18 protein-coding genes are annotated in these 19797 nt (G+C 37.5%); 9 read left to right on the plus strand and 9 right to left on the minus strand.

Going from position 1 to position 19797, the window contains the following annotated elements:
- The first annotated feature begins 32 nt into the window (after window positions 1-32).
- Both AC4G3N_RS12245 and AC4G3N_RS12250 read left to right on the plus strand, forming a co-directional pair.
- A complete protein-coding gene (locus AC4G3N_RS12245) occupies window positions 33-1385 on the plus strand; it encodes a glucose-6-phosphate isomerase (RefSeq protein ID WP_066106687.1) in 1353 nt (450 codons plus the stop codon).
- A 157-nt stretch (window positions 1386-1542) separates the two neighbouring features.
- A complete protein-coding gene (locus AC4G3N_RS12250; protein ID WP_148630737.1) occupies window positions 1543-1968 on the plus strand; it encodes a YugN family protein in 426 nt (141 codons plus the stop codon).
- 2 nt (window positions 1969-1970) lie between these two features.
- Here the strand turns inward: AC4G3N_RS12250 and AC4G3N_RS12255 are convergent, their stop codons facing one another.
- From AC4G3N_RS12255 to AC4G3N_RS12285, 7 genes are all read right to left on the minus strand, one after another.
- Window positions 1971-2744: a potassium channel family protein gene (locus AC4G3N_RS12255; protein WP_066106697.1), complete on the minus strand. Its 774-nt coding sequence runs from the start codon at window positions 2742-2744 to the stop codon at window positions 1971-1973.
- A gap of 30 nt (window positions 2745-2774) precedes the next feature.
- Complete coding sequence (locus AC4G3N_RS12260) at window positions 2775-3896, minus strand: Ger(x)C family spore germination protein (RefSeq protein WP_148630739.1); 1122 nt, start codon at window positions 3894-3896, stop codon at window positions 2775-2777.
- A gap of 3 nt (window positions 3897-3899) precedes the next feature.
- The gene (locus AC4G3N_RS12265) at window positions 3900-5018 is read right to left on the minus strand and encodes a GerAB/ArcD/ProY family transporter (RefSeq protein ID WP_139892311.1); all 1119 of its coding nucleotides are present in this window, start codon (window positions 5016-5018) and stop codon (window positions 3900-3902) included.
- 7 nt (window positions 5019-5025) lie between these two features.
- Window positions 5026-6486 carry a spore germination protein gene (locus AC4G3N_RS12270; RefSeq protein WP_491090268.1) on the minus strand — a complete coding sequence of 487 codons (1461 nt, stop codon included), beginning with the start codon at window positions 6484-6486 and terminating at the stop codon, window positions 5026-5028.
- 260 nt (window positions 6487-6746) lie between these two features.
- Window positions 6747-8210, minus strand: coding sequence for a hypothetical protein (locus AC4G3N_RS12275; RefSeq protein ID WP_140461706.1), 1464 nt, complete (start codon window positions 8208-8210; stop codon window positions 6747-6749).
- A gap of 128 nt (window positions 8211-8338) precedes the next feature.
- A complete protein-coding gene (locus AC4G3N_RS12280; RefSeq protein WP_140461705.1) occupies window positions 8339-8749 on the minus strand; it encodes a hypothetical protein in 411 nt (136 codons plus the stop codon).
- A gap of 132 nt (window positions 8750-8881) precedes the next feature.
- Window positions 8882-10963: a penicillin-binding transpeptidase domain-containing protein gene (locus AC4G3N_RS12285; protein ID WP_225983623.1), complete on the minus strand. Its 2082-nt coding sequence runs from the start codon at window positions 10961-10963 to the stop codon at window positions 8882-8884.
- A gap of 190 nt (window positions 10964-11153) precedes the next feature.
- Here AC4G3N_RS12285 and AC4G3N_RS12290 point away from each other — a divergent pair, with 190 nt between their 5' ends.
- Window positions 11154-12590, plus strand: a complete 1437-nt coding sequence (locus AC4G3N_RS12290) for an NAD-dependent succinate-semialdehyde dehydrogenase (protein ID WP_139892322.1) — start codon at window positions 11154-11156, stop codon at window positions 12588-12590.
- Between the two features lie 24 nt (window positions 12591-12614).
- Window positions 12615-13538 (plus strand): MBL fold metallo-hydrolase, encoded by a 924-nt coding sequence (locus AC4G3N_RS12295; RefSeq protein WP_373925484.1) that lies wholly within the window; start codon window positions 12615-12617, stop codon window positions 13536-13538.
- A 46-nt stretch (window positions 13539-13584) separates the two neighbouring features.
- On the opposite strand, the gene AC4G3N_RS12300 is transcribed toward AC4G3N_RS12295, so the two are convergent.
- Together AC4G3N_RS12300 and AC4G3N_RS12305 are read right to left on the minus strand one after the other, a co-directional pair.
- The gene (locus tag AC4G3N_RS12300) at window positions 13585-13812 is read right to left on the minus strand and encodes a sulfurtransferase TusA family protein (protein WP_139892323.1); all 228 of its coding nucleotides are present in this window, start codon (window positions 13810-13812) and stop codon (window positions 13585-13587) included.
- A gap of 21 nt (window positions 13813-13833) precedes the next feature.
- Window positions 13834-14898, minus strand: a complete 1065-nt coding sequence (locus AC4G3N_RS12305; RefSeq protein WP_139892325.1) for a YeeE/YedE family protein — start codon at window positions 14896-14898, stop codon at window positions 13834-13836.
- A gap of 396 nt (window positions 14899-15294) precedes the next feature.
- Between AC4G3N_RS12305 and AC4G3N_RS12310 the strand changes: the two genes are divergently transcribed.
- The 5 genes from AC4G3N_RS12310 to AC4G3N_RS12330 all read left to right on the plus strand — a co-directional run bounded on the left by AC4G3N_RS12310 (window position 15295) and on the right by AC4G3N_RS12330 (window position 19763).
- Window positions 15295-16251, plus strand: coding sequence for an ABC transporter permease (locus AC4G3N_RS12310; RefSeq protein ID WP_066106731.1), 957 nt, complete (start codon window positions 15295-15297; stop codon window positions 16249-16251).
- Window positions 16238-17194, plus strand: coding sequence for an iron chelate uptake ABC transporter family permease subunit (locus AC4G3N_RS12315; RefSeq protein ID WP_066106734.1), 957 nt, complete (start codon window positions 16238-16240; stop codon window positions 17192-17194). Before AC4G3N_RS12310 ends, AC4G3N_RS12315 begins: the two co-directional genes overlap by 14 nt.
- A complete protein-coding gene (locus tag AC4G3N_RS12320) occupies window positions 17191-17955 on the plus strand; it encodes an iron ABC transporter ATP-binding protein (RefSeq protein ID WP_066106739.1) in 765 nt (254 codons plus the stop codon). The genes AC4G3N_RS12315 and AC4G3N_RS12320 overlap by 4 nt, the downstream gene beginning before the upstream one ends.
- 376 nt (window positions 17956-18331) lie before the next feature.
- Window positions 18332-19369, plus strand: coding sequence for a siderophore ABC transporter substrate-binding protein (locus AC4G3N_RS12325; RefSeq protein ID WP_066106744.1), 1038 nt, complete (start codon window positions 18332-18334; stop codon window positions 19367-19369).
- A 61-nt stretch (window positions 19370-19430) separates the two neighbouring features.
- Complete coding sequence (locus tag AC4G3N_RS12330; RefSeq protein WP_066106747.1) at window positions 19431-19763, plus strand: antibiotic biosynthesis monooxygenase family protein; 333 nt, start codon at window positions 19431-19433, stop codon at window positions 19761-19763.
- Window positions 19764-19797: the final 34 nt, after the last annotated feature.

Here is a 19797-nt window from a genome sequence, read left to right on the forward strand (position 1 = left end):
TGAAAATGAGGAAACTGAATGGAGGACAAAAAATGACTCATATTAAATTTGATTATTCAAAAGCACTAGAATTTTTCCAAGAGCATGAAGTGTCTTATATGAAGGATACTGTAAAGCAACTGCATCATACAATCCATGAAAAAACAGGAGCTGGTAATGATTATCTTGGATGGTTATCTTTGCCTTCTGATTATGATAAAGAAGAGTTTGCACGTATAAAGAAAGCAGCAGAAAAGATTAAAAACGATTCTGATATCTTATTAGTTATTGGGATTGGCGGATCTTATCTTGGAGCTAGAGCGGCAATTGAAATGCTTCAACACAGCTTCTTTAATATTCTGCCTAGTGAAAAGCGTAAAGCTCCGCAAATCATTTTTGCAGGTAACAATATCAGTTCTACATATATGCGCGATTTAATGGATCTTCTTGAAGGAAAAGATTTCTCGATTAATGTTATATCTAAATCCGGTACAACTACTGAACCAGCGATTGCCTTCCGTATTTTCCGTAAGCTATTGGAAGAAAAATATGGCGCAGAAGCAGCAAAGGGCCGCATTTATGCAACTACAGATAAAGCTAGAGGCGCTTTAAAAACAGTTGCTGATGAAGAAGGGTTTGAAACATTTGTCATTCCTGATGATGTAGGCGGACGTTATTCTGTTCTTACAGCTGTTGGATTACTGCCGATTGCTGCAAGCGGAGCGGATATCGATGTTATCATGAAAGGTGCAGCTGCAGCTGAGCAAGATTATTCTGAATCTGAATTAGAGAACAATGAGGCGTATCAATATGCAGTTGTTCGTAATCTTCTTTATCGTAAAGGGAAAACCATTGAGATGTTGATTAACTATGAGCCATCCTTACAGTATTTCTCCGAGTGGTGGAAACAGCTCTTTGGTGAAAGTGAAGGAAAAGATCAAAAAGGAGTTTATCCATCTTCTGCGAACTTCTCAACTGATCTTCACTCATTAGGACAATACGTGCAGGAAGGTCGCAGAGATCTGTTTGAAACAGTTATAAAAGTAGAAAAGCCACGCCATGAATTAGTTCTTGAAGAGGCAGCAAATGATTTGGATAACCTCAATTATTTAGCTGGACAAACAGTAGATTTCGTGAATAATAAGGCATTTGAGGGTACATTATTAGCTCATACAGATGGCGGAGTTCCGAACTTGGTTGTGAGCATTCCGGCACTTGATGAATATACATTTGGTTATATGGTCTACTTCTTCGAAAAAGCATGCGCAATGAGCTGCTATTTAATGGGGGTAAATCCATTTGATCAGCCAGGTGTCGAAGCATATAAAGTTAATATGTTCGCTTTACTTGGCAAAGCTGGCTTTGAAGAAAAGAAAGCTGAGCTTGAAAAACGATTAAATTCTTAATATTATGTTCGTGCAAAAAATACCCGGTAAATGAACCGGGTATTTTTTATATGTACCATAGTTGAGAATATTAGGTGTTGAAGGCTGCCAATACCAGACATACCTTTCCTTCTATCAGTGGATATTAATAAAGGATCTAAAGGAAGGAAGGGATAACATGATTGAAATACCATCACGTCTAACAAATACTATAACAAATTATGTGTATGCCCATCATCAGCTTGGAAGCCATGGGTTTATCGTTGGCGGGAACTGGGATTATAAGCATGGTTATTTTGATTATCTAATGGATGGCGGTAGTAAATCAAATTATATTAGGATTCCCTTTACCACCATTAAGGGGTCTATAGAAGATAAAAACGGAGTAATCCGCTTTGGGACTCCTTACTTATTATCTTATGAAGCTAAAACCGGTGCCCAATTTTATATGAATCACCACCCATATTCAGATGAATGTGAATTTGATCATTACTCAAATCCATCAGATAATGTGTACGGTGGTGATTCAGGTTTGGAAAGATATTTAGATCTAGGCAGAGTATTAGTAAATGAAGCGGAAATTGCTGTGTTGGGATATGAATAAAATTATCTTGAAGACGGCTCTTGTTCGACTGTTTCTATAATGGTTTGGCTAATAATCGTATTAGTTGCAATAATACGATCTGCACCAGCTCGTTTGGCATTTTTCATTTGAAAGGGAGCCATTATTTCACAAATACAAGTGGCTTCTGGATAAAGGCCTTTAATACACAGTAAGGAAGCGATGACATGCAAATCAGAAGCACGTTCAGTTTTCGAGCGATCTGCTGTTAAAATGATGAATTCACTCTCGGTTACATTTGCATGAATCCATGTCTGTTCATTTGTACTGTCATTTTTCAAAAAAAAGATATGAGTGTCTGGCATTGGATGAGATTCTAATGTCTCGTCTATGATGACTATATTTCTTCGTGGATTCTCCTTATGCCATGTATCGATTAGCATTTTAGTACATTCATTCCAACCAACTATAATAAGATGCTTACGTTTTGTATAGATGGCAGAACCAAGCTGCAGGGCTGTCTGCCGTTTAATCACATAGGATGACATAGATGCGTAGTAGTAAGAAACAAATGCTGCACCAATTAAGATTAATGTACTGGCAGTTAACCTCCCTAAAAGAGTTTTGGGCACAATTTCGCCATACCCCACAGTTGTAATTGATTCAATGGTAAACCATATTCCTTCACCAATGTTGGTAAATGTTGAAGGCTCAATCAGATGCATAAGGATTCCATAGACTAGAATAATGCCAACGATAATAATAATCAGACGAGCAACTAAATGAAGTTTATTGAAAATATACTGAGCAGTATTCATACGTCGTCCTCGCTCTTATCAAAAATCTATTCAATCTAAAATTCCATTGTCCACAACTTTTATTTTAACAGTTGGGTTAATCTCAACTTTTTTTAAATCTAACTTTCCATTCTTCTTATACTCATCAAACAATTTTGGATCCTTAACCATCAGCTTACGGCCAAGCGCGAGTGCATCGCAATTGCTTTTCACTAACGTATCAGTTACTTTTCTAGCTTGTTTCGTTAAGTCCTTAGAAATATGCTTCTCAAGGGTTTTAATTTCGTCCTCTTTAAGCAAACCCTTTGTATATTCAGATACAGAAACCCTTAAGTTTAATGAAACTGTATAGACCGGTTTAGAGTCCTTGATTTTTAATTTTATTTTATGGGTGTTTTTTCGAATAAAAAAGCTAACCTTTTCATCAATTTCATTTTTTTTCTCCGGATTATTTATTGTAAATTGAGTATAGGTTCCTTCTTTGCCAACCATTAATAAGTATAAAGAAGAGTCCTCCCCAATTAAATTTTTACCGGTATAACTTAAGTTATCGAATAAAGCTACTCCCTTTACTTTTACCAGGCCACCCTTAAGTTTTTCTACATAGGGAAGGACAAAATCCTGACCTGGATCAAACATGGCAGGCATAATCGTAGCTAATGATTGCTCAGGAATCATGGAATGGTCTTCTGCACTGTCGAGTAACTCTTGTATGGCTCTACTAATTAAAGTGCCCTTAATATACTCGTCTTTTAAAATGTCTCGTGATTTTCCTTTTGTAATCAAGACTTTTGCGTTTACATTACTTTTTGCATCACGATATAACACATCCAGCAGGGGATAGATATCTGTTTTCGCCAATTCCTCGCCTATTAAAACATTACTTAATTTATTTATTGAGAATTCGCCGGGCGTAATTTGATTCATTTTTTCCCTTAAAATTAATGGAGATGCTCCCTTTACTTTATAACTGGTATTATAGGGTTCTATTTGTCCCCCACCTGCAGGCTTTAATGCACGAATAATTGTAATTAATTCCAGTGGTTCCGGGCCTTTAGCTTTGTCAAAACCTAAACTGAATGCCAGGGAAGTTTTAGATAAAAAATTTTGGTCCCAGCATCCTGTGGTAGCAATCAATATTGATAATATTAAACCTATCTTTAATAGTTTCATGGATCAATCACCTGCCTGATTTTGATGACTCTGGTTTATTTTTCGAATCATAGCAATAGCCAGTAGAAGAATGGGAAACCCTATCATGAACACATAAGTAAAGGGTAGCAAATAATTATTAAGACGAATCATGTTATCCTGCGCTTCCGGAAAAAGGGCACATAGAAGTGAGATTATCAAAGTAATAACCAATACAATGATTTTTTTGTTCTTGAATCGAGTATTTTCTGATATTCCTATTCCTGCTATAAAAATATATAGGACATAGGAAACGAGCATTGGAGAAATCCAGGCGCACATAATAATCAAATCCATCCGTTCAAAAATGCTAAGTATCGTCAATATTTTTAGTAAATAGAGAACTGGAATTGGAACTAGACCTAATGAATATGTACCAAAATGGGCAAGACAGATTACTAATAAAACAAGATAAATCAATGAAATAGTCAGGATTGAAAAAGTAATTACTCTTTTTTTTGTTTTTAATTTGTCATGAAGAAGTGGTAATAATACAAGTAATGAACTTAGGCCTGCATAACCAATCCCCATATGATATGAACCATTCAAAATTTTAGTAACCGGAACATCCCCAACTGGCAGTAGAAATAAAAGATGCATTTTAGGAATGGCAAAAGAAATAGAGAACAGGAGAAAGCCTGTTAACGCCAGGAATGTTATGCCGCTGAACCGCGCGAGTGTAGTTATCGTCCCTTTGGCTATATAGAGTCCCATTAAAATAAAGATTAGGTAAACAACAAATAGCGGTGTGACAGGCAGTGTCCATTCCTTTGATAAATACGTAAAATATAAAGCCGTATAGGTAGCAAGGCCAATGAAATAGATGATATACAGCCAATTCATTATTTTTCCGATCCATTTGCTTGTTAGAATCTCTGTCATTTGGAATAGATTCTTATCCGGTAATCGTTTATGCAATGAAAAGATGACCCATCCAATTAGTTGAAAGAAGATTAAAGTGATGATGGCAGATATCCAGGCATTATGTTTACTATGCTCATTAACAAGATAAGGAATGGCAAAAATCATGACAGAGCTAACGGATTGGACGGTTAAAAAGTATAATTGGTGAGCTGACAATAACTTTTTATTAGAAGCTATCATAGTCCATTTAACTCTCCTTCTTAAATGGTATTTTGAATAGCATTTTCGACAAGCTTTTAAAATTAAACGGCGCGACCGGTGCTAAATAAGGTTTTCCCATAGATTCCAATTCACATAAATGATAGATAATTAAAGTGAATCCAATCGCTATTCCAACTAAGCCAAAAATATAAGTTATAATGATGAGCGGGAAGTTTAGAATACGAATCATTTGTGCGACTTCCTGATTTGGAATAGTAAATGCCGAAATGGCTGTAATCGCAATCACGATTAACATCGTATTAGAAACCAGGTTAGCCTGAACAATTGCAGTACCTATGACCAAAGCACCTACCACACCAATCGTTGGTGAAACGGAACTGGGTAAACGGATGGCGGATTCCTTAAGAAGTTCCAATATGACCACCATAATAAGAGCTTCGATTAAGGGGGAGTAGGGAATGTTCTCCAAAGATCCTTTAACATTTGCTACAAGATTTAACGGGATAATCTCGAAATCAAATGATACAAGAGCGATATAAAATGATGGTAAGGTAATGGCCAGAAATAAGGCAAACAGGCGTAAAATCCGTTCAAATGAGCTTATATAAAAACGGCTTTCAATATCATCCGCTGCATGAAAAAAAGTAAAGAATGTAATTGGCATCAGGAAGACAGTAGAGCTTCCTTCAGTCATTAAGCCAACGGCACCCATTGATAAGTGATGTGCAACCCGATTAGGTTTTTCTGTATTCAAAATTTGCGGAAATGGTGAATAAACTGAGTCTTCTATATAATTTTGAATAACTTCTGTATTGATAGCTGTATCAAGATGAATAGAGTCTAATTTTTTTTCTATTTTTTCTATAACCTCCGGGTCTGCTTTCCCATTTATATAAAAAAGAGCGGCAGTAGCCTTTGGATATGAACCAAGTGTTTTTGTTTTAACCACCAAGTTCTCCGTTTTGACCCTTTTTCTTATCAGATTTAAATTATCTTCAATTTTCTCTACAAACCCTTCATGAGAACCACGTATACTTTGTTCCGATGCAGGTTCCTCAATAGAACGAGTCTTAAAATCTGCTGCTTCTACTAAATAACAGGCTGTATCACCTTCTTTAAACAGAGCAATATTACCGTCGAGCATATTATTAATAATATCTTCAAAACAGGTATAAGCAGAAACATGTGCCACAGGTAAGTTAGCAGGGCTGAGTGAAGAGTTAATCACTAATGGTTCTATCAGAAAGTGATCAATAATATCCTTTTTAACGATTGTTTTGATGAATGCCATTCCATATTTTTGATCACCATTTGAGAAATAACGTGTATCGAAATCTTGTGTATTAGAAAAGGCTGTTTTCAGTTTTTCAATATTATCTTCTACATGACAGGTTGTTTGTAAGCTCCGTATATCTGGAGTAGATGCCTCGTTCGATTGTACTTGTTCGTTAGTCTGGTTTGTCGTTCTCTTTTTAAAGAATTTCATATCCATCACCTAAACCTTAATTGATAAACGTTAGTATTAGTTAACTAAGGAATATTATTCAATTGATTGCAGGTGTGCTGGATTATGAATTGCTGCAAAACTTGATTGAAAATAAGATAGCCAAAAGTAATAGTAAGCAAATTAGGCCTTTGATTCATGGATAATTCTGGAGTTAAATCTTTTTGATTTAGTTTAGAGGGGGAGGAATATAAAAACCTCCGTTTACATTGATTTAAACGGAGGTTTATCTGTTATAAAATTTACTTTGTATTTGGATACTCAATTTCCTTTCTCCATTTTTTACGGTCCCTTTTATCTATTATCCATAAAAAAATAAATCTAAGTCCTAAGATAATGGAGATAAATACACCGGTTAATGTTACAAATAATGCTAAGTATTCGAGCCGATTATAACTTGATAATAAACTGGACCAATTTATATTCCCTTTAAGCTGTTCAGAAACTAAATTCATTCCGAATATTCCAGTTATGACAGAATAGAGAGTTAAAATTTGTAAAAGCATATTACCTTGTTTAGATGTGAAATTTTCTTGATATTGATTTAAACTTTGCAGCGTTGCACGTGTATCCTCGAATAGATCGTCTACCTTAAACCTTTCTCTTAGCCGGATAAAAATATCACGGCCCTTCGAGTTGGTTGCCAGTTCAAAAAAATAATAATTGGATGAGAAGGCATTGATCGCATGAATTAATTTTTCCACTTGTTTTGTATCCTGTGAAATTCTCACACGTGAGTATTCGTTTGCCACCTTAAGCAAGGTGATTTTATGAAATAAAGTGAGCATTAATCCGTAATAGTATTCGCCATAAAAAGTACTGGCAATATTATTAAATGCTTCATTTGTACGATTGGTTATACAAGCAATTCCCTGTTCATCGGGTATGTAATAAGTAAACGGTGCCCAACGGGTATAAACGATCGACTCCATATATTGATCAATAAATTGTTGATTATTGCAACTGATATATGGCTTTTTATTTTGGGAATACCCATCCAGATTACCTAATCGGTAAACATCGTAATCCTCAATTTTTTCATCAGGTACTAATCCAATCAAGGACTGGACGTATAAATGATTATTTTCAAAAAATGGGAAGGATTCAAAGTAAGCATTATCTTCAGTGCTATCATCCATATATTTTTTAATTTCAGGCATGAGACAATCTAGCAAAAAGCGCTCAACATGTTCGAACTCCTGATCTTCATAGATTATTTTGGAAGTCGGCTGATTTTGTTCCATGATTCTAAATTCTGAAGCAAAATGAATAGCTTCAGTAAGATCCAATGATTGATCCTGGTCTTCCAAGTGAATACGTATGGTTAAAAAACCTAACTGATATGGACACACGGTTATATCAATGGATTCAACTACAAATCTTGTGTTGCAATACTTTGTCTTTAATGTACTAGGAACCTGATACATTTTCGAATACCGTTGAAATCCTTTTCCATCCTCCTTTTTAGGGAACATAATTCGATTTGTAAAAGGAAGAAAAAAATTTTCCATGTTCTCGTGATTTATTTCAAACCTGCCATAGAAATCATCTTCTTTTTCAAGGTTATCCAGTCTAAACCATTTAAACTGATTTTTTTTCAATTTCTCAACCAAATCATCTTCCTTTCCGCGTATAAGCGAAAATGGGAATACAAATTGGAAGTTGGCACTAGAAACCTGTTTTTCAGTTATCGAGAGCTCTTTCATGAGAAAAATTCCTTTCTAAGTACTTAATAAGCTTATTGAAGGTTTTTACCCTTGAAAGCGTAAAGTTAATCTGGATAAATTTTACGAAAAAAACACACAGATTGGATAAACCTGTGTGTTTTACTCTATTAATATTGGTAATATGGGTTTGAATATTGTGATGGATCTGTGGCAAATTCCTCATAGGAATACGGATCGCGACCTTGAGATGAAAAGCCTCCGTAACCTGATTGTCCTTGACCCCATCCTTGGCCCCACTGCTGTCCTTGCCAGCCGTGATGTGGGAATCCGTGGCCTCCGCCATATCCGTGATGTTGATGATGGTGATGGCCTGGATGGTAAGGCATATGGTGTCCATATCCTCCGCCTGAATAATGAGGGTATCCCATACCGCCGTGATATCCGTGATGATGTTGATGATGGCCCATACCACCACCATAATGACCGTGTTGCCCATGTCCATAACCGCTGCCATAATAGCCTTGTTGTCTCATTTCATGTGGGAAATTTACATTTTGCTGATCATATTCATTTGGCATTCCATTCACTCCTTCTGAACTGGTTCCTTATAGTATATGTGTCTATATAAAGAAGGAGCTTATTCGTCTAAAAGATGGGCGATGGCTCAAACAGAATGTATTGTATTATTTCCTTTTGTATGGTTTGTCTCTTTAATTTGCTTCCTTCTCTTTTTCCGTTCCAAAGTAGGCTCTAAATACCTTTTTCCCAATATCCATATTCATACGATGTCCATTTGATTGATACGCCCACGGTACTACAACACTTATAGCGATTTCCGGATTATCATGTGGTGCGTACGCAGCAAATGTGATATTCCATGTTTCCGGTTGTTCGGTTCCTGGTGTCCATTTTGGTCCATCATAGAAGGCTTCTGCTGTACCTGTCTTGCCAGCTGGTCTATATGGTTCTCTACCCATTTCTTTGTATCCGGTTCCTGTTGACGTTTGGGTAACAAGCCGTAACCCTTCTTTAACACGATTAATCCAATCTTCATTCATACTCAATTGGTTTTGGAATTTAGGTTCAATTTCTTGGAAGATTGGTCCAAGTTTTCCTTTTTCAAGTACTGGTTCACGAAGCTCCTTAACAACACGAGGCTGAATACGATATCCACCATTGGCGATGGTAGAGATATATTGCGCAAGCTGCAACGGAGTATATGTGTCATATTGCCCGATCGCCAAGTCCATCAGTTTACCGGCACCCAATTCTGTCCCCTTGTAGCCAATTTGTTCTCCGGGCAGATCGATACCTGTTCGTTTACCCAATCCAAACTCATAGAAATGATTTCGCATCATATCAAATGCTTCAGGTTTTACAGATAATGGTCCGTTCGGAACATAATTGCCTTCACCAATTGCAATAGCTGTTTTAAACATATACACATTGGATGATCGCTGTAAGGCAGTTAAGTCAGAAACGTACCCCATATTTGTATAGGATTTTTTTATAGGTGTTTCTTTTATGATCATTGGAGCATCATATAGAGTGGTTCCGGGATTAAGAACCCCTTCCTGATAACCGGTTAATACGGTGGCTGCTTTGACTGCCGACCCCATTGCATATGCAGTTGTATAAGTCCCTTGGGCAAAGTCCTTCATTTCATATTTATTTTTTTCGTCATCCCAAACATATTGTTTGCCTGCTAACGCTAATATTTCGCCAGTATTAGGATTCATGGCTACAACAAATGCTCGATCAAGATAAGGTGCATAATACGCTGCTTTTTTAGCTCTTAACTCTTCTTCAATAATGGTTTCCACTTTCTTTTGGAAATCTATGTCAATTGTCAGAACTAGGTCCTTTCCACGTTGACCATCACTAAGTTCTTCTATGGATAAAATATTTCCGCTTTTATCGAGTTTGTTTTTTGACTTAGCTTTTTGGCCATGTAAAATATCTTCATATTGAAGTTCAAGGTTTGAAACACCGACACGCTCGTTAAGACTGTATCCACGGGAAGAATAATATTCGACCTTTTCCTTTGGGAGACCTTCATCAGATGAGGTTGTTCTGCCAAGGATAGATCTTAAAGTACTGTCAAGCGGATATGCACGATTCCAATCGACTGAGGTATCGACTCCAGGCAATTCATCCAGATTTTCAGTGACCCGAGCCATTTCTTCATCGGTGACATCCTTATTCTTAACAATTTGTGGAGTCAAGTATGTTCCGCTGTTAAACTTACGGAAAATAGCGAGAGTTTTTAACTCTGCCTTTGTGAATGAAGATAACTCTTCTTCAGTGATACGCTCGAGCTGAAGTTTATATAATTCTTTATCCTTCTTATCAGAAAGCTCTTTTTTTGTTACTTTTTTCCCTGCTACCTTCGGATTCATAATAATCCAAAAGTCCTTGAGGTCCCGTTCTTTTATATCTTCCAGGTCATCTTTACTAATATCGATTAATTCAGATAGTTTCTCGGCTGTCTCTACCATTTCCTTTGTTTTTGCTGTTTTACTGCGCGTATAGGTGATTGCATTGACAGGTTGATTATCAACTATTAATTTATGATTTTTATCATAAATCAGGCCGCGTGGTACAGGTTTGTTAATGGTGATATCCTCTGTCCTTTCGACTTCTTTCTTGAAGGATTCACCATGAGCAATCTGTAAAAATCCTAATCGTAAAATTAAGGCTGTGAATAGTAAAAAGACAACAAAAAGTAATATATTTGTTCGCGTATTAACGGATTGCTTTTTTTTCTTTTTCTTTCGTTGGGGATTCTTCAATCTCTCAACCTCCAAAAATTATAAAAACTGTCTTATTTTCATTTTAATGGATTAATATGGATATTACTATTGATTTTGTTCTATTTTCATATTCAATTCGCAAGGGCGAAACAAATGATTGTTTTTAGATGAAAAAGAATGGGAAACTAGTAAATAGTATCTTTTTTACTTTAGGGAGGGGAATATAGGGATGAAGAGTATATGCTTTCCACAACAAATGTATATTAATGGAGAATGGAGAGACAGTGAAAATACAATAAATGTATATAATCCAGCTACATGCGAGGTGATAGGAAGCGTTCCGAATGGATCTGAATCTGATGCAAAGGATGCGGTTGAGGCAGCTTATAAGAGTGGAGTGGCATGGTCAAAATTTACTGCAGAGGAGCGGAGTACAAAACTCCGGGAATGGTCCAGATTAATAGATGTACATATAGATGAATTAGCAGAAATTATGACGCTTGAGCAGGGTAAACCATTTGAAGAGGCGAAAGGGGAATTACGCTACGCCAACAGTTTTATTACCTGGTTTGCTGAAGAGGGTAGACGTGTATACGGCGAGACAATCCCGGCATCTTCACCTAATAAACGGATATTCGTTCAAAAACAGCCTGTCGGGGTGATAGCAGCGATTACACCTTGGAATTTTCCGGCTGCCATGATTACGAGAAAAGTGGCACCGGCATTGGCAGCAGGATGTACGGTTGTTCTGAAGCCATCTGAAGAAACACCATTCACAGCCTTGAAATTGATTGAGTTGGCTGAAAAAGCTGATATCCCTGCCGGAGTCATTAATATTGTTACAGGTGATGCAAAGCGTATCGTGTCTGTTTGGCAGAAGGATTCAAGAGTCCGCAAAATTACATTCACCGGTTCGACTGAAGTAGGGAAGATTTTAATGAAAGATGCTGCAGATACGGTGAAGAAGATTTCTCTCGAACTAGGAGGACTTGCGCCTTTTATTGTAACAAAGCATGCTGATATTGAAAAAGCAGTTCAGGGAGCAATCGATTCCAAATTCCGTAATGCGGGTCAGACGTGTGTATGCGCCAACCGGATATTTGTCCAACAATCAATTATGGATGAATTTACTAATCTATACACGGAAAAAGTCAAACAATTAAAGGTAGGCAATGGATTGATAAAGGGAAATAATATTGGCCCGCTCATAAATGAGGAAGCCGTAAAAAAGGTTATGTCACACCTCGATGATGCGAAAGAAAAGGGCGCAACCATTCTTACAGGTGGATATGTTCCGAAAGACATGCCGGGACATTTTATAACTCCTGCAATTATCTCGGGTGCGACTGATGATATGCTGTGTATGAAAGAAGAAACCTTTGGCCCAATTGCTCCAATTTCAGTGTTTGATCAAGTTGAAGAAGCGGTAGAACGTGCAAATCATACACCATTTGGATTGGCTGCTTATGTTTTCTCGGATAATATTCGGGAGGCTGTTTGGATAGCTGAAAATCTGGAATATGGGATTGTTGGAGTTAATGATGGGTTGCCTTCAACAGCGCAGGCACCTTTTGGAGGATTTAAAGAGAGTGGACTGGGCAGAGAAGGAAGCCATTATGGAATAGATGAATATTTAGAGATTAAATACATTTCACTGGGTTTATAAAGAAGAGTGAGGGATTGTATCTATATGATGAAAAAATTTGAAAATCTTGATCGCGTAGGGAATGATCATACATTTCTGGATATGTATCGGTGGAATAAAGAACGGCGGAGAAAACAAAAGGATTTAAAAACTCAAATTAGCCGTGTTGATAACCCGCAGATTGAGGAGCTAAAAAGAAATCAATCCCGAACTTCTATAACCTGGATTGGCCATTCAACCTTTTTAATTCAAATGGCAGGGATAAATATTTTGACTGACCCAGTTTGGGCGAGGCGGATGGGTGTTCAAACCCGACTGACAGAACCGGGTTTGAAGATAGATGACCTACCATCAATCGATGCCGTTTTAATTTCTCATGGACATTATGATCATCTGGATTTCCCGACCATCCAAAAATTGAAGGGTGACCCGGTTTATTATGTACCCATTGGTCTGGGAAAAGCTTTCTTAAAAAGAGGGTATGGGAAAGTTCATGAAGCAAACTGGTGGGAGACATTCGTACATGGAGATGTATCTTTTCATTTTGTTCCTGCGCAGCATTGGACAAGACGAGGGGCTTTTGATATGAATACTTCCCACTGGGGAGGATGGGTGATTGAAAAAGTCAATACATCTGAAAAGGTCTATTTTGTTGGAGACACAGGTTATTTCAGAGGATTTAAAGATATAGCGGAGAAGTTCCAAATCAATTATGTACTTATGCCAATTGGAGCATATGAGCCTGAATGGTTTATGGCAAGCTCTCATATTAATCCTGAAGATGCTATCAAAGCATTTTTAGAATTGAAGGGGGACTATTTTATCCCTATGCATTACGGTGCCTATCGATTGGCTGATGATACAGGACCAGAAGCATTAGAGCGATTGTTGGATGAGTGGAGCAGGAGACAGTTGCAGAAAGAACAATTGAAGGCATTACTAATAGGAGAGACTTTGTGGGGGAATTAACAAGGGGCAGTCGCTAATATATTTATGCGACTGCCCCTTGTTTAATTTATTGGCCTTTTTTCAAGACGATTTGCCATTCGGCACTGCCTGTTTGTTCAAAATTAGTAATCTCATGACCTTCTTTTGCGGCCCAGCGCGGAATGCTTTCTGTTCCTTGGGTGCAATCAAAATTGATGATTAATTCTTCGCCAACAGCCATTTCTACCATTGCCACTTTCGCCTCTTCTAGTGGGAAGGGGCAAACCATTCCGTTTGTCTCGAGTACTTTTGCCATAATGTATACCCTCCTATTAAATTAGGCCACCGCTGTATTACCGGTACCTGCTTTTTGTTTTTTTTGTTTTCGGATAATTGTAAAGTAAGTAGCCGTCCATGTTCCTAATAAGAAGAAGACAACAGCAACCCAGCCTTGCCAAGTAAACAGAGCAGTATTTACAAGCCCATTTCCGATGGTACATCCGCCTGCAAGCGATGCACCAAAGCCCATGATAAGTCCACCGCTAGCATTGTATGCAAGTGTTCTTTTATCCGGAAGGCGCCATTTGAATTCATTGCTGCCGCGAGCGGCAATATAGGATCCAAGGCCAATACCAAGTACAAGGAAAACTCCCCAGTTTAATAGGGATGTATCACCATTAACAAAGAATGTTAACAACTGTGCGGTTGGAGTTGTGATCCCAAGACCGGCCATTCGCCCTGTTGCTTCACTTAAAGGCCATGCAAGAATAGCGATGAGGCCAACGAGCAGCGCCGTGATGAATGGATGCCAGCGTTTCTCAAATAAAATATGGGCAATCCCTGTTTTCTGTTGTTTCATTTTAAAGGATGGCAGCTTAGGCTGTTTTAAGTTACGGTATACGAAAAATCCAATAAGTAATGCAAAAGCAATGACAAGTACCCATGGAGATAGGTTGAAAGTTTCATGGATATACGTATCGCTGGTTCTATAGGATAGTACATTTCCGCCCACAGCGCTTAATATCCCAAACTTAGTCATTGCGGCACCAAGTGCATAGCCGCCTAATGCAATCCAGCTCCCAATTAACCCTTCACCAGCCCGATACCAAGTACCAGTAGCACATCCTCCGGCTAGAACCATACCAATTCCGAAGATAAATCCGCCAACAATCGTTCCTAACCACGGAAATGCATCCGCTTGGATGGTGATGATTCCGTTAGCTGCAAGTGCATATACACCAATTGCCTGAATGGCAATAACGATCATGGTTGCGAGAAACATGCGTCCATCCCTAGCGAGAAGCAGGTCACGGTATGCTCCGACAACACAAAAACGTCCTCTTTGTAAGACAAAGCCTAAGAGAAGTCCGACGATAAGGCCATAACTAATAATTTGTATCATGATGAGATCCCTCCGTTGTTTGGATAGATGTATATTACAATAAACCTTATAAGATTACTACGAATTAAAGGAAGATTGTATAAAAATGATTCTTAAGTAGGAGTTTAAATGGATTTCACCTGTAACTTAGTAGGAATGCCTTTTTTGAGTTTTTATTACAAAAGCCTAAGTTGATGAAACCTTTCAGCGATCGTTGGGTTAAAGGAATATTATTTTAGAAGCAATTTTATAGGTGCTTAAAATCGTTACAATTTTCCTGAATTTTCATTTTATCATTGGTAATGATTATCACTAGATGTTGATTTTACTATTTTCATTGACTATAATTAAAGACGACTCAATAATGATTATCATTATCAGTAATGTTGTTGAGAAACTAATTTGACGGGGATTGCAATGAGACTATGGATGTTAGTATTAGTAACTATTATCCTATCCTTTATTTCGCTATTTATAGGGGCTATTGATATTAAACCGAGTGATTTACTAGATTTAGATTCAGACAAGACGCAAATCTTCTTGATGAGTCGATTACCACGGTTAATGGCCATTATTTTAGCTGGTGCAGGAATGGGAATTGCGGGCTTAATTATGCAAAGCTTAAGCCGAAACAAGTTTGTATCACCGACAACGGCTGGTACGCTAGATGCAGCAAAACTAGGTGTCATTGTCTCTATGGTGTTTTTTACTAATATGTCCTATATGGGGCAAATACTATTTAGTTTTGCATTCGCATTAATTGGTACATTTATTTTTATGAATTTACTTGAGCGCATTAAATTCAAAGATGTCATATTCGTCCCTCTTATCGGAATTATGTACGGTAATATCATCGGGGCGATTTCAACATTCATTGGATATGAAGCGGATGTTCTGCAAAATGTAGATACGTTTTTCTTGGGGAGTTTTACCTTGATCGTTTCAGGACGCTATGAACTGTTGTATGTAGCGGTTCCAGCAATTATCATTGCTTATCTATATGCAAATAAATTCACAGTAGCTGGTATGGGTGAGGATTTTGCGAAAAACCTGGGTTTAAGTTATCGTACAGTGTTAAACATTGGTCTAGTTATCGTAGCGGTAATTTCTACAACAGTCATTTTAACGGTAGGGATTATTCCGTTTTTAGGGTTGATTGTACCAAATCTGGTTTCCCTTTATCTGGGCGATAATTTACGTAAAACAATCCCTCATACAATATTCATGGGGGCGGCATTCTTATTGGCATGTGATATTCTAAGCCGATTGATTGTCCATCCATATGAGATACCTGTAAATACTACAGTTGCAGTAATTGGCAGTGCGATCTTCTTAATTATGTTGTTTAGGGGGAAAGCATATGCGAAAAAATAGTGTAAAGCTAATTATTTTAGCTGTTATTGCAATTGGATGTATGGCTTTATTTGCTTTCTATAATATTCAGGGCGGTTTTAGTTACGCCTTTCCAAAGCGTATTGAGCGCATAGTTGCTATGGTTATTACCGGAACGGCAATTGCGTATGCAAGTGTTATATTCCAAACCATTACACATAACCGTTTATTAACACCATCTGTTATGGGGATCGACTCGATGTATGAAGTCGTTCAAACTGTCATTTATTTTACGGCAGGGTCGGCTTCAATCTTCGTTGTAAGCCGTTACTTAAACTTTAGTGTAGCAATCATTGCGATGGTAGTATTCGCATTGATTTTGTATCGTTTTTTATTCAGGGCAGATAAATATCCAATTTTTCTTCTATTATTAGCAGGTATGATACTTGGAACATTACTCGGAAGTCTGGTAACGTTCATGCAAGTTCTAATTGATCCTGTGGAATATGAAAGTTTGCAAGCTCGCTTGTTTGCCAGCTTTATGAACGTGAAGACGGAATTACTGAGCATTGCTATTGTTATTTTATGTACCGCCTTTATATATGGCTATCGGTTATTACGTGATTTAGATGTTGTATCACTAGGTCGAGATAACGCGATTAATCTTGGTGTCGCCTATGATAAAATCGTGCTGAAAGTGCTGATTCTATCGTCTATTTTAATCGCTACTTCTACCGCACTGGTTGGACCTGTAACATTTTTAGGATTAATTGTGGCGAATTTAGCCTATCAATATTTGGCTACATATAAGCATTCGATATTAATCATTGGGGCAAGCTTGATCAGTATTATTGCGCTTGTCGGAGGACAATTTCTTGTTCAGCATGTTTTCCATTTGAATACAACGATTAGTGTCGTTATTAACTTTGTCGGTGGGATTTACTTTATTTACTTATTACTAAGGGAAAGTAGGAAAGCAGGATGATTGATATTAAAGGGCTTTCTAAAAGCTTTGGGAAAAAATCTGTTATTGAAAATGTAACATTGCAAATCCAACCAAGAGCTATCACTTCTTTTATTGGTCCAAATGGCGCTGGTAAATCAACGTTATTATCAATGGTGAGCCGTCTCTTAGATGCTGATACAGGTGAAGTATTTTTAGATCAAACTGACGTTAAGAAAATGAAATCAGATGCTTTTGCAAAGCGGGTGGCTATTTTAAGGCAGACCAATCACTTGAATATTCGTTTAACCGTACGCGAGCTTGTTTCTTTTGGACGCTATCCATATTCAAAAGGGCGGCTGAATGCAGATGATGAACGAATTGTAGACCAAGCACTGGAGTATTTAAATTTAACAGATATGCAGGATAAGCTGTTGGATGAGTTATCAGGCGGTCAAAAACAACGTGCCTTTATTTCAATGGTTATTGCACAAGATACGGATTATATTTTATTAGATGAGCCATTAAACAATCTGGATATGAAACACTCTGTGCAAATTATGAAAATACTGCGCAAGCTGGTAGATGAGTTAGGGAAAACGGTTGTAATTGTCTTGCATGATATCAACTTTGCTTCTGTATACTCTGATCGCATAGTGGCGTTAAAGGATGGGCGTCTGATAAAGGACGGTCCAGCGCATGAGATTATTAACTCAGAATCCTTGCGTGATGTATATGACATGCATATTCCTGTACAAGAGCAAGATGGATGTCGTATATGTGTATACTTTAATTCACATTAGATTCTAAAATAGATTCTGGCCTTATATTTTTGGAACAATTGACAGCAGCAAAATCTTGTTCAAGTTAAGGGTCGTATACTTAAGTTTTCGCGAAGACTCCAAAATAGCTGTTATTTTGGAGTCTTTTTTTATAGTATTTCTTTTGCTGAGCACATTTCTAACTGATATTTAACTTTTCAAGGAGAGAATATCTCGAGAATGATACGAAATCATCCATGTCTAATTCTCGTTAGGTCAGATAGGAAAAATAAAATTATTTATCAAACACTTCAAAAGAGTTGACATATTTTGTGATTCTCATTTAGAATGATAATGTCGATTGAAAATGATAATCGTTTTCAATTACCAACAGCGTATTTTAGGAGGAGAACAAAGGATGAAGAAATGGAAAACTTTAACTGCTTTGGCAGCGTTAACATTAATGTTGACAGCTTGTAACTCAGGTGACGAGTCAACAACAGGGGAGTCTTCTGAGACAAAACCAACAGAAGAAAAAGAAACTGTCGAAAGTTCTAAATTTCCAATGACAGTATCTTCCTTAACAGAATCACGTGAAGATGAAGAAAAGGGTACGACAACTACATTTGAAGAAGTAAAATTAGATAAAATGCCAGAACGCATTATTGCTCTGGATTATGGCTTTTTAGATACACTTGATGCATTAGGTGTTGAAGGAATCGTAGGCGTAGCTGCTGGTGGCGGTAAAGGAAATATGCCAGCGCATTTAAAAGAAAAATATGTTGCTGAGGGTGTTGCCGATGTTGGTACACTAAAGCAAATCGATTTTGAAGCAGTAGCAGCTGCTGAGCCGGATGTTATTTTCATCTCTGGTCGTCAAACACCATTTTATGAACAATTAAAAGAAATCACACCTAACGTTATTTTCATTGGTTCTGACAATGATAATTACATAGAGGCTGTATATGAAACAGTTGATTTAGCAGCTCAAATCTTTGATAAAGAAGAAAAAGGCAAAGAATTGAAAGCTTCATTACAAGAAAAAGTTGATGCAGTAAAAGAAAAAGCTGCTGGTTATGAAAATGCATTGGTAGCGATGTACAATGACAAGAAAATCTCCGGTTTCGACAATGGTGAAGATTCACGTTTCGCATATGTATATAATGACTTTGGCTTCAAGCCAGCAACAACTGATATCGAAGCATCTTCCCACGGTTCTGATTTCTCTTATGAGTCAATCCTTTCTGTTGATCCAGAAGTATTGTTAATTATCGACCGTACTGCTTCTGATGTAGAAACAATTAAAAAAGATATTGAAAATGATATTATCAAAAAAACCAGTGCTTACAAAGAAGGCAAAATTGTCTACTTAGACGGTGTTAACTGGTACTTCTCAAGTAACGGTGTAACGACTGAAGCAGAAAAATTAGATGAAATCTTAAATGAATTAAAATAATCTTCATAACAAGGAGCATGTCTCAAGTGGGGCATGCTCCTTTAATAAGGGGCGATTATGTATGTTTGTTCAAATCCGTAAGTGGATAGTGACAGAGGGAAATTCAGACAAGATATTGGAACGCTTCAAAAAGAAGCCAGATCAAGGTCCGTCGTTAATTGAGCAGCGTGAAGGCTTTATAAGTCGGGAGTTATTAGTGAAAAAAACAACGCGTGGGGAAGAAGAAGTTGTCATGATTATCCGCTGGGAATCAGAGGAAGCATGGAAAGCATGGGAAAAGAGCCCTGAGCATATCGCTGGCCATAAAGCGAAAATCAAGGAGCACGGAGGTAAGCCCCCAAAGCCAGAATACGTAATCAATATGGAACATGGCAATTACCTTGTAGTCGAATAATAAAAAACAAAACGCCCCTACCTGAAAGGGCGTT

The organism is Bacillus sp. z50 (assembly GCF_058313585.1).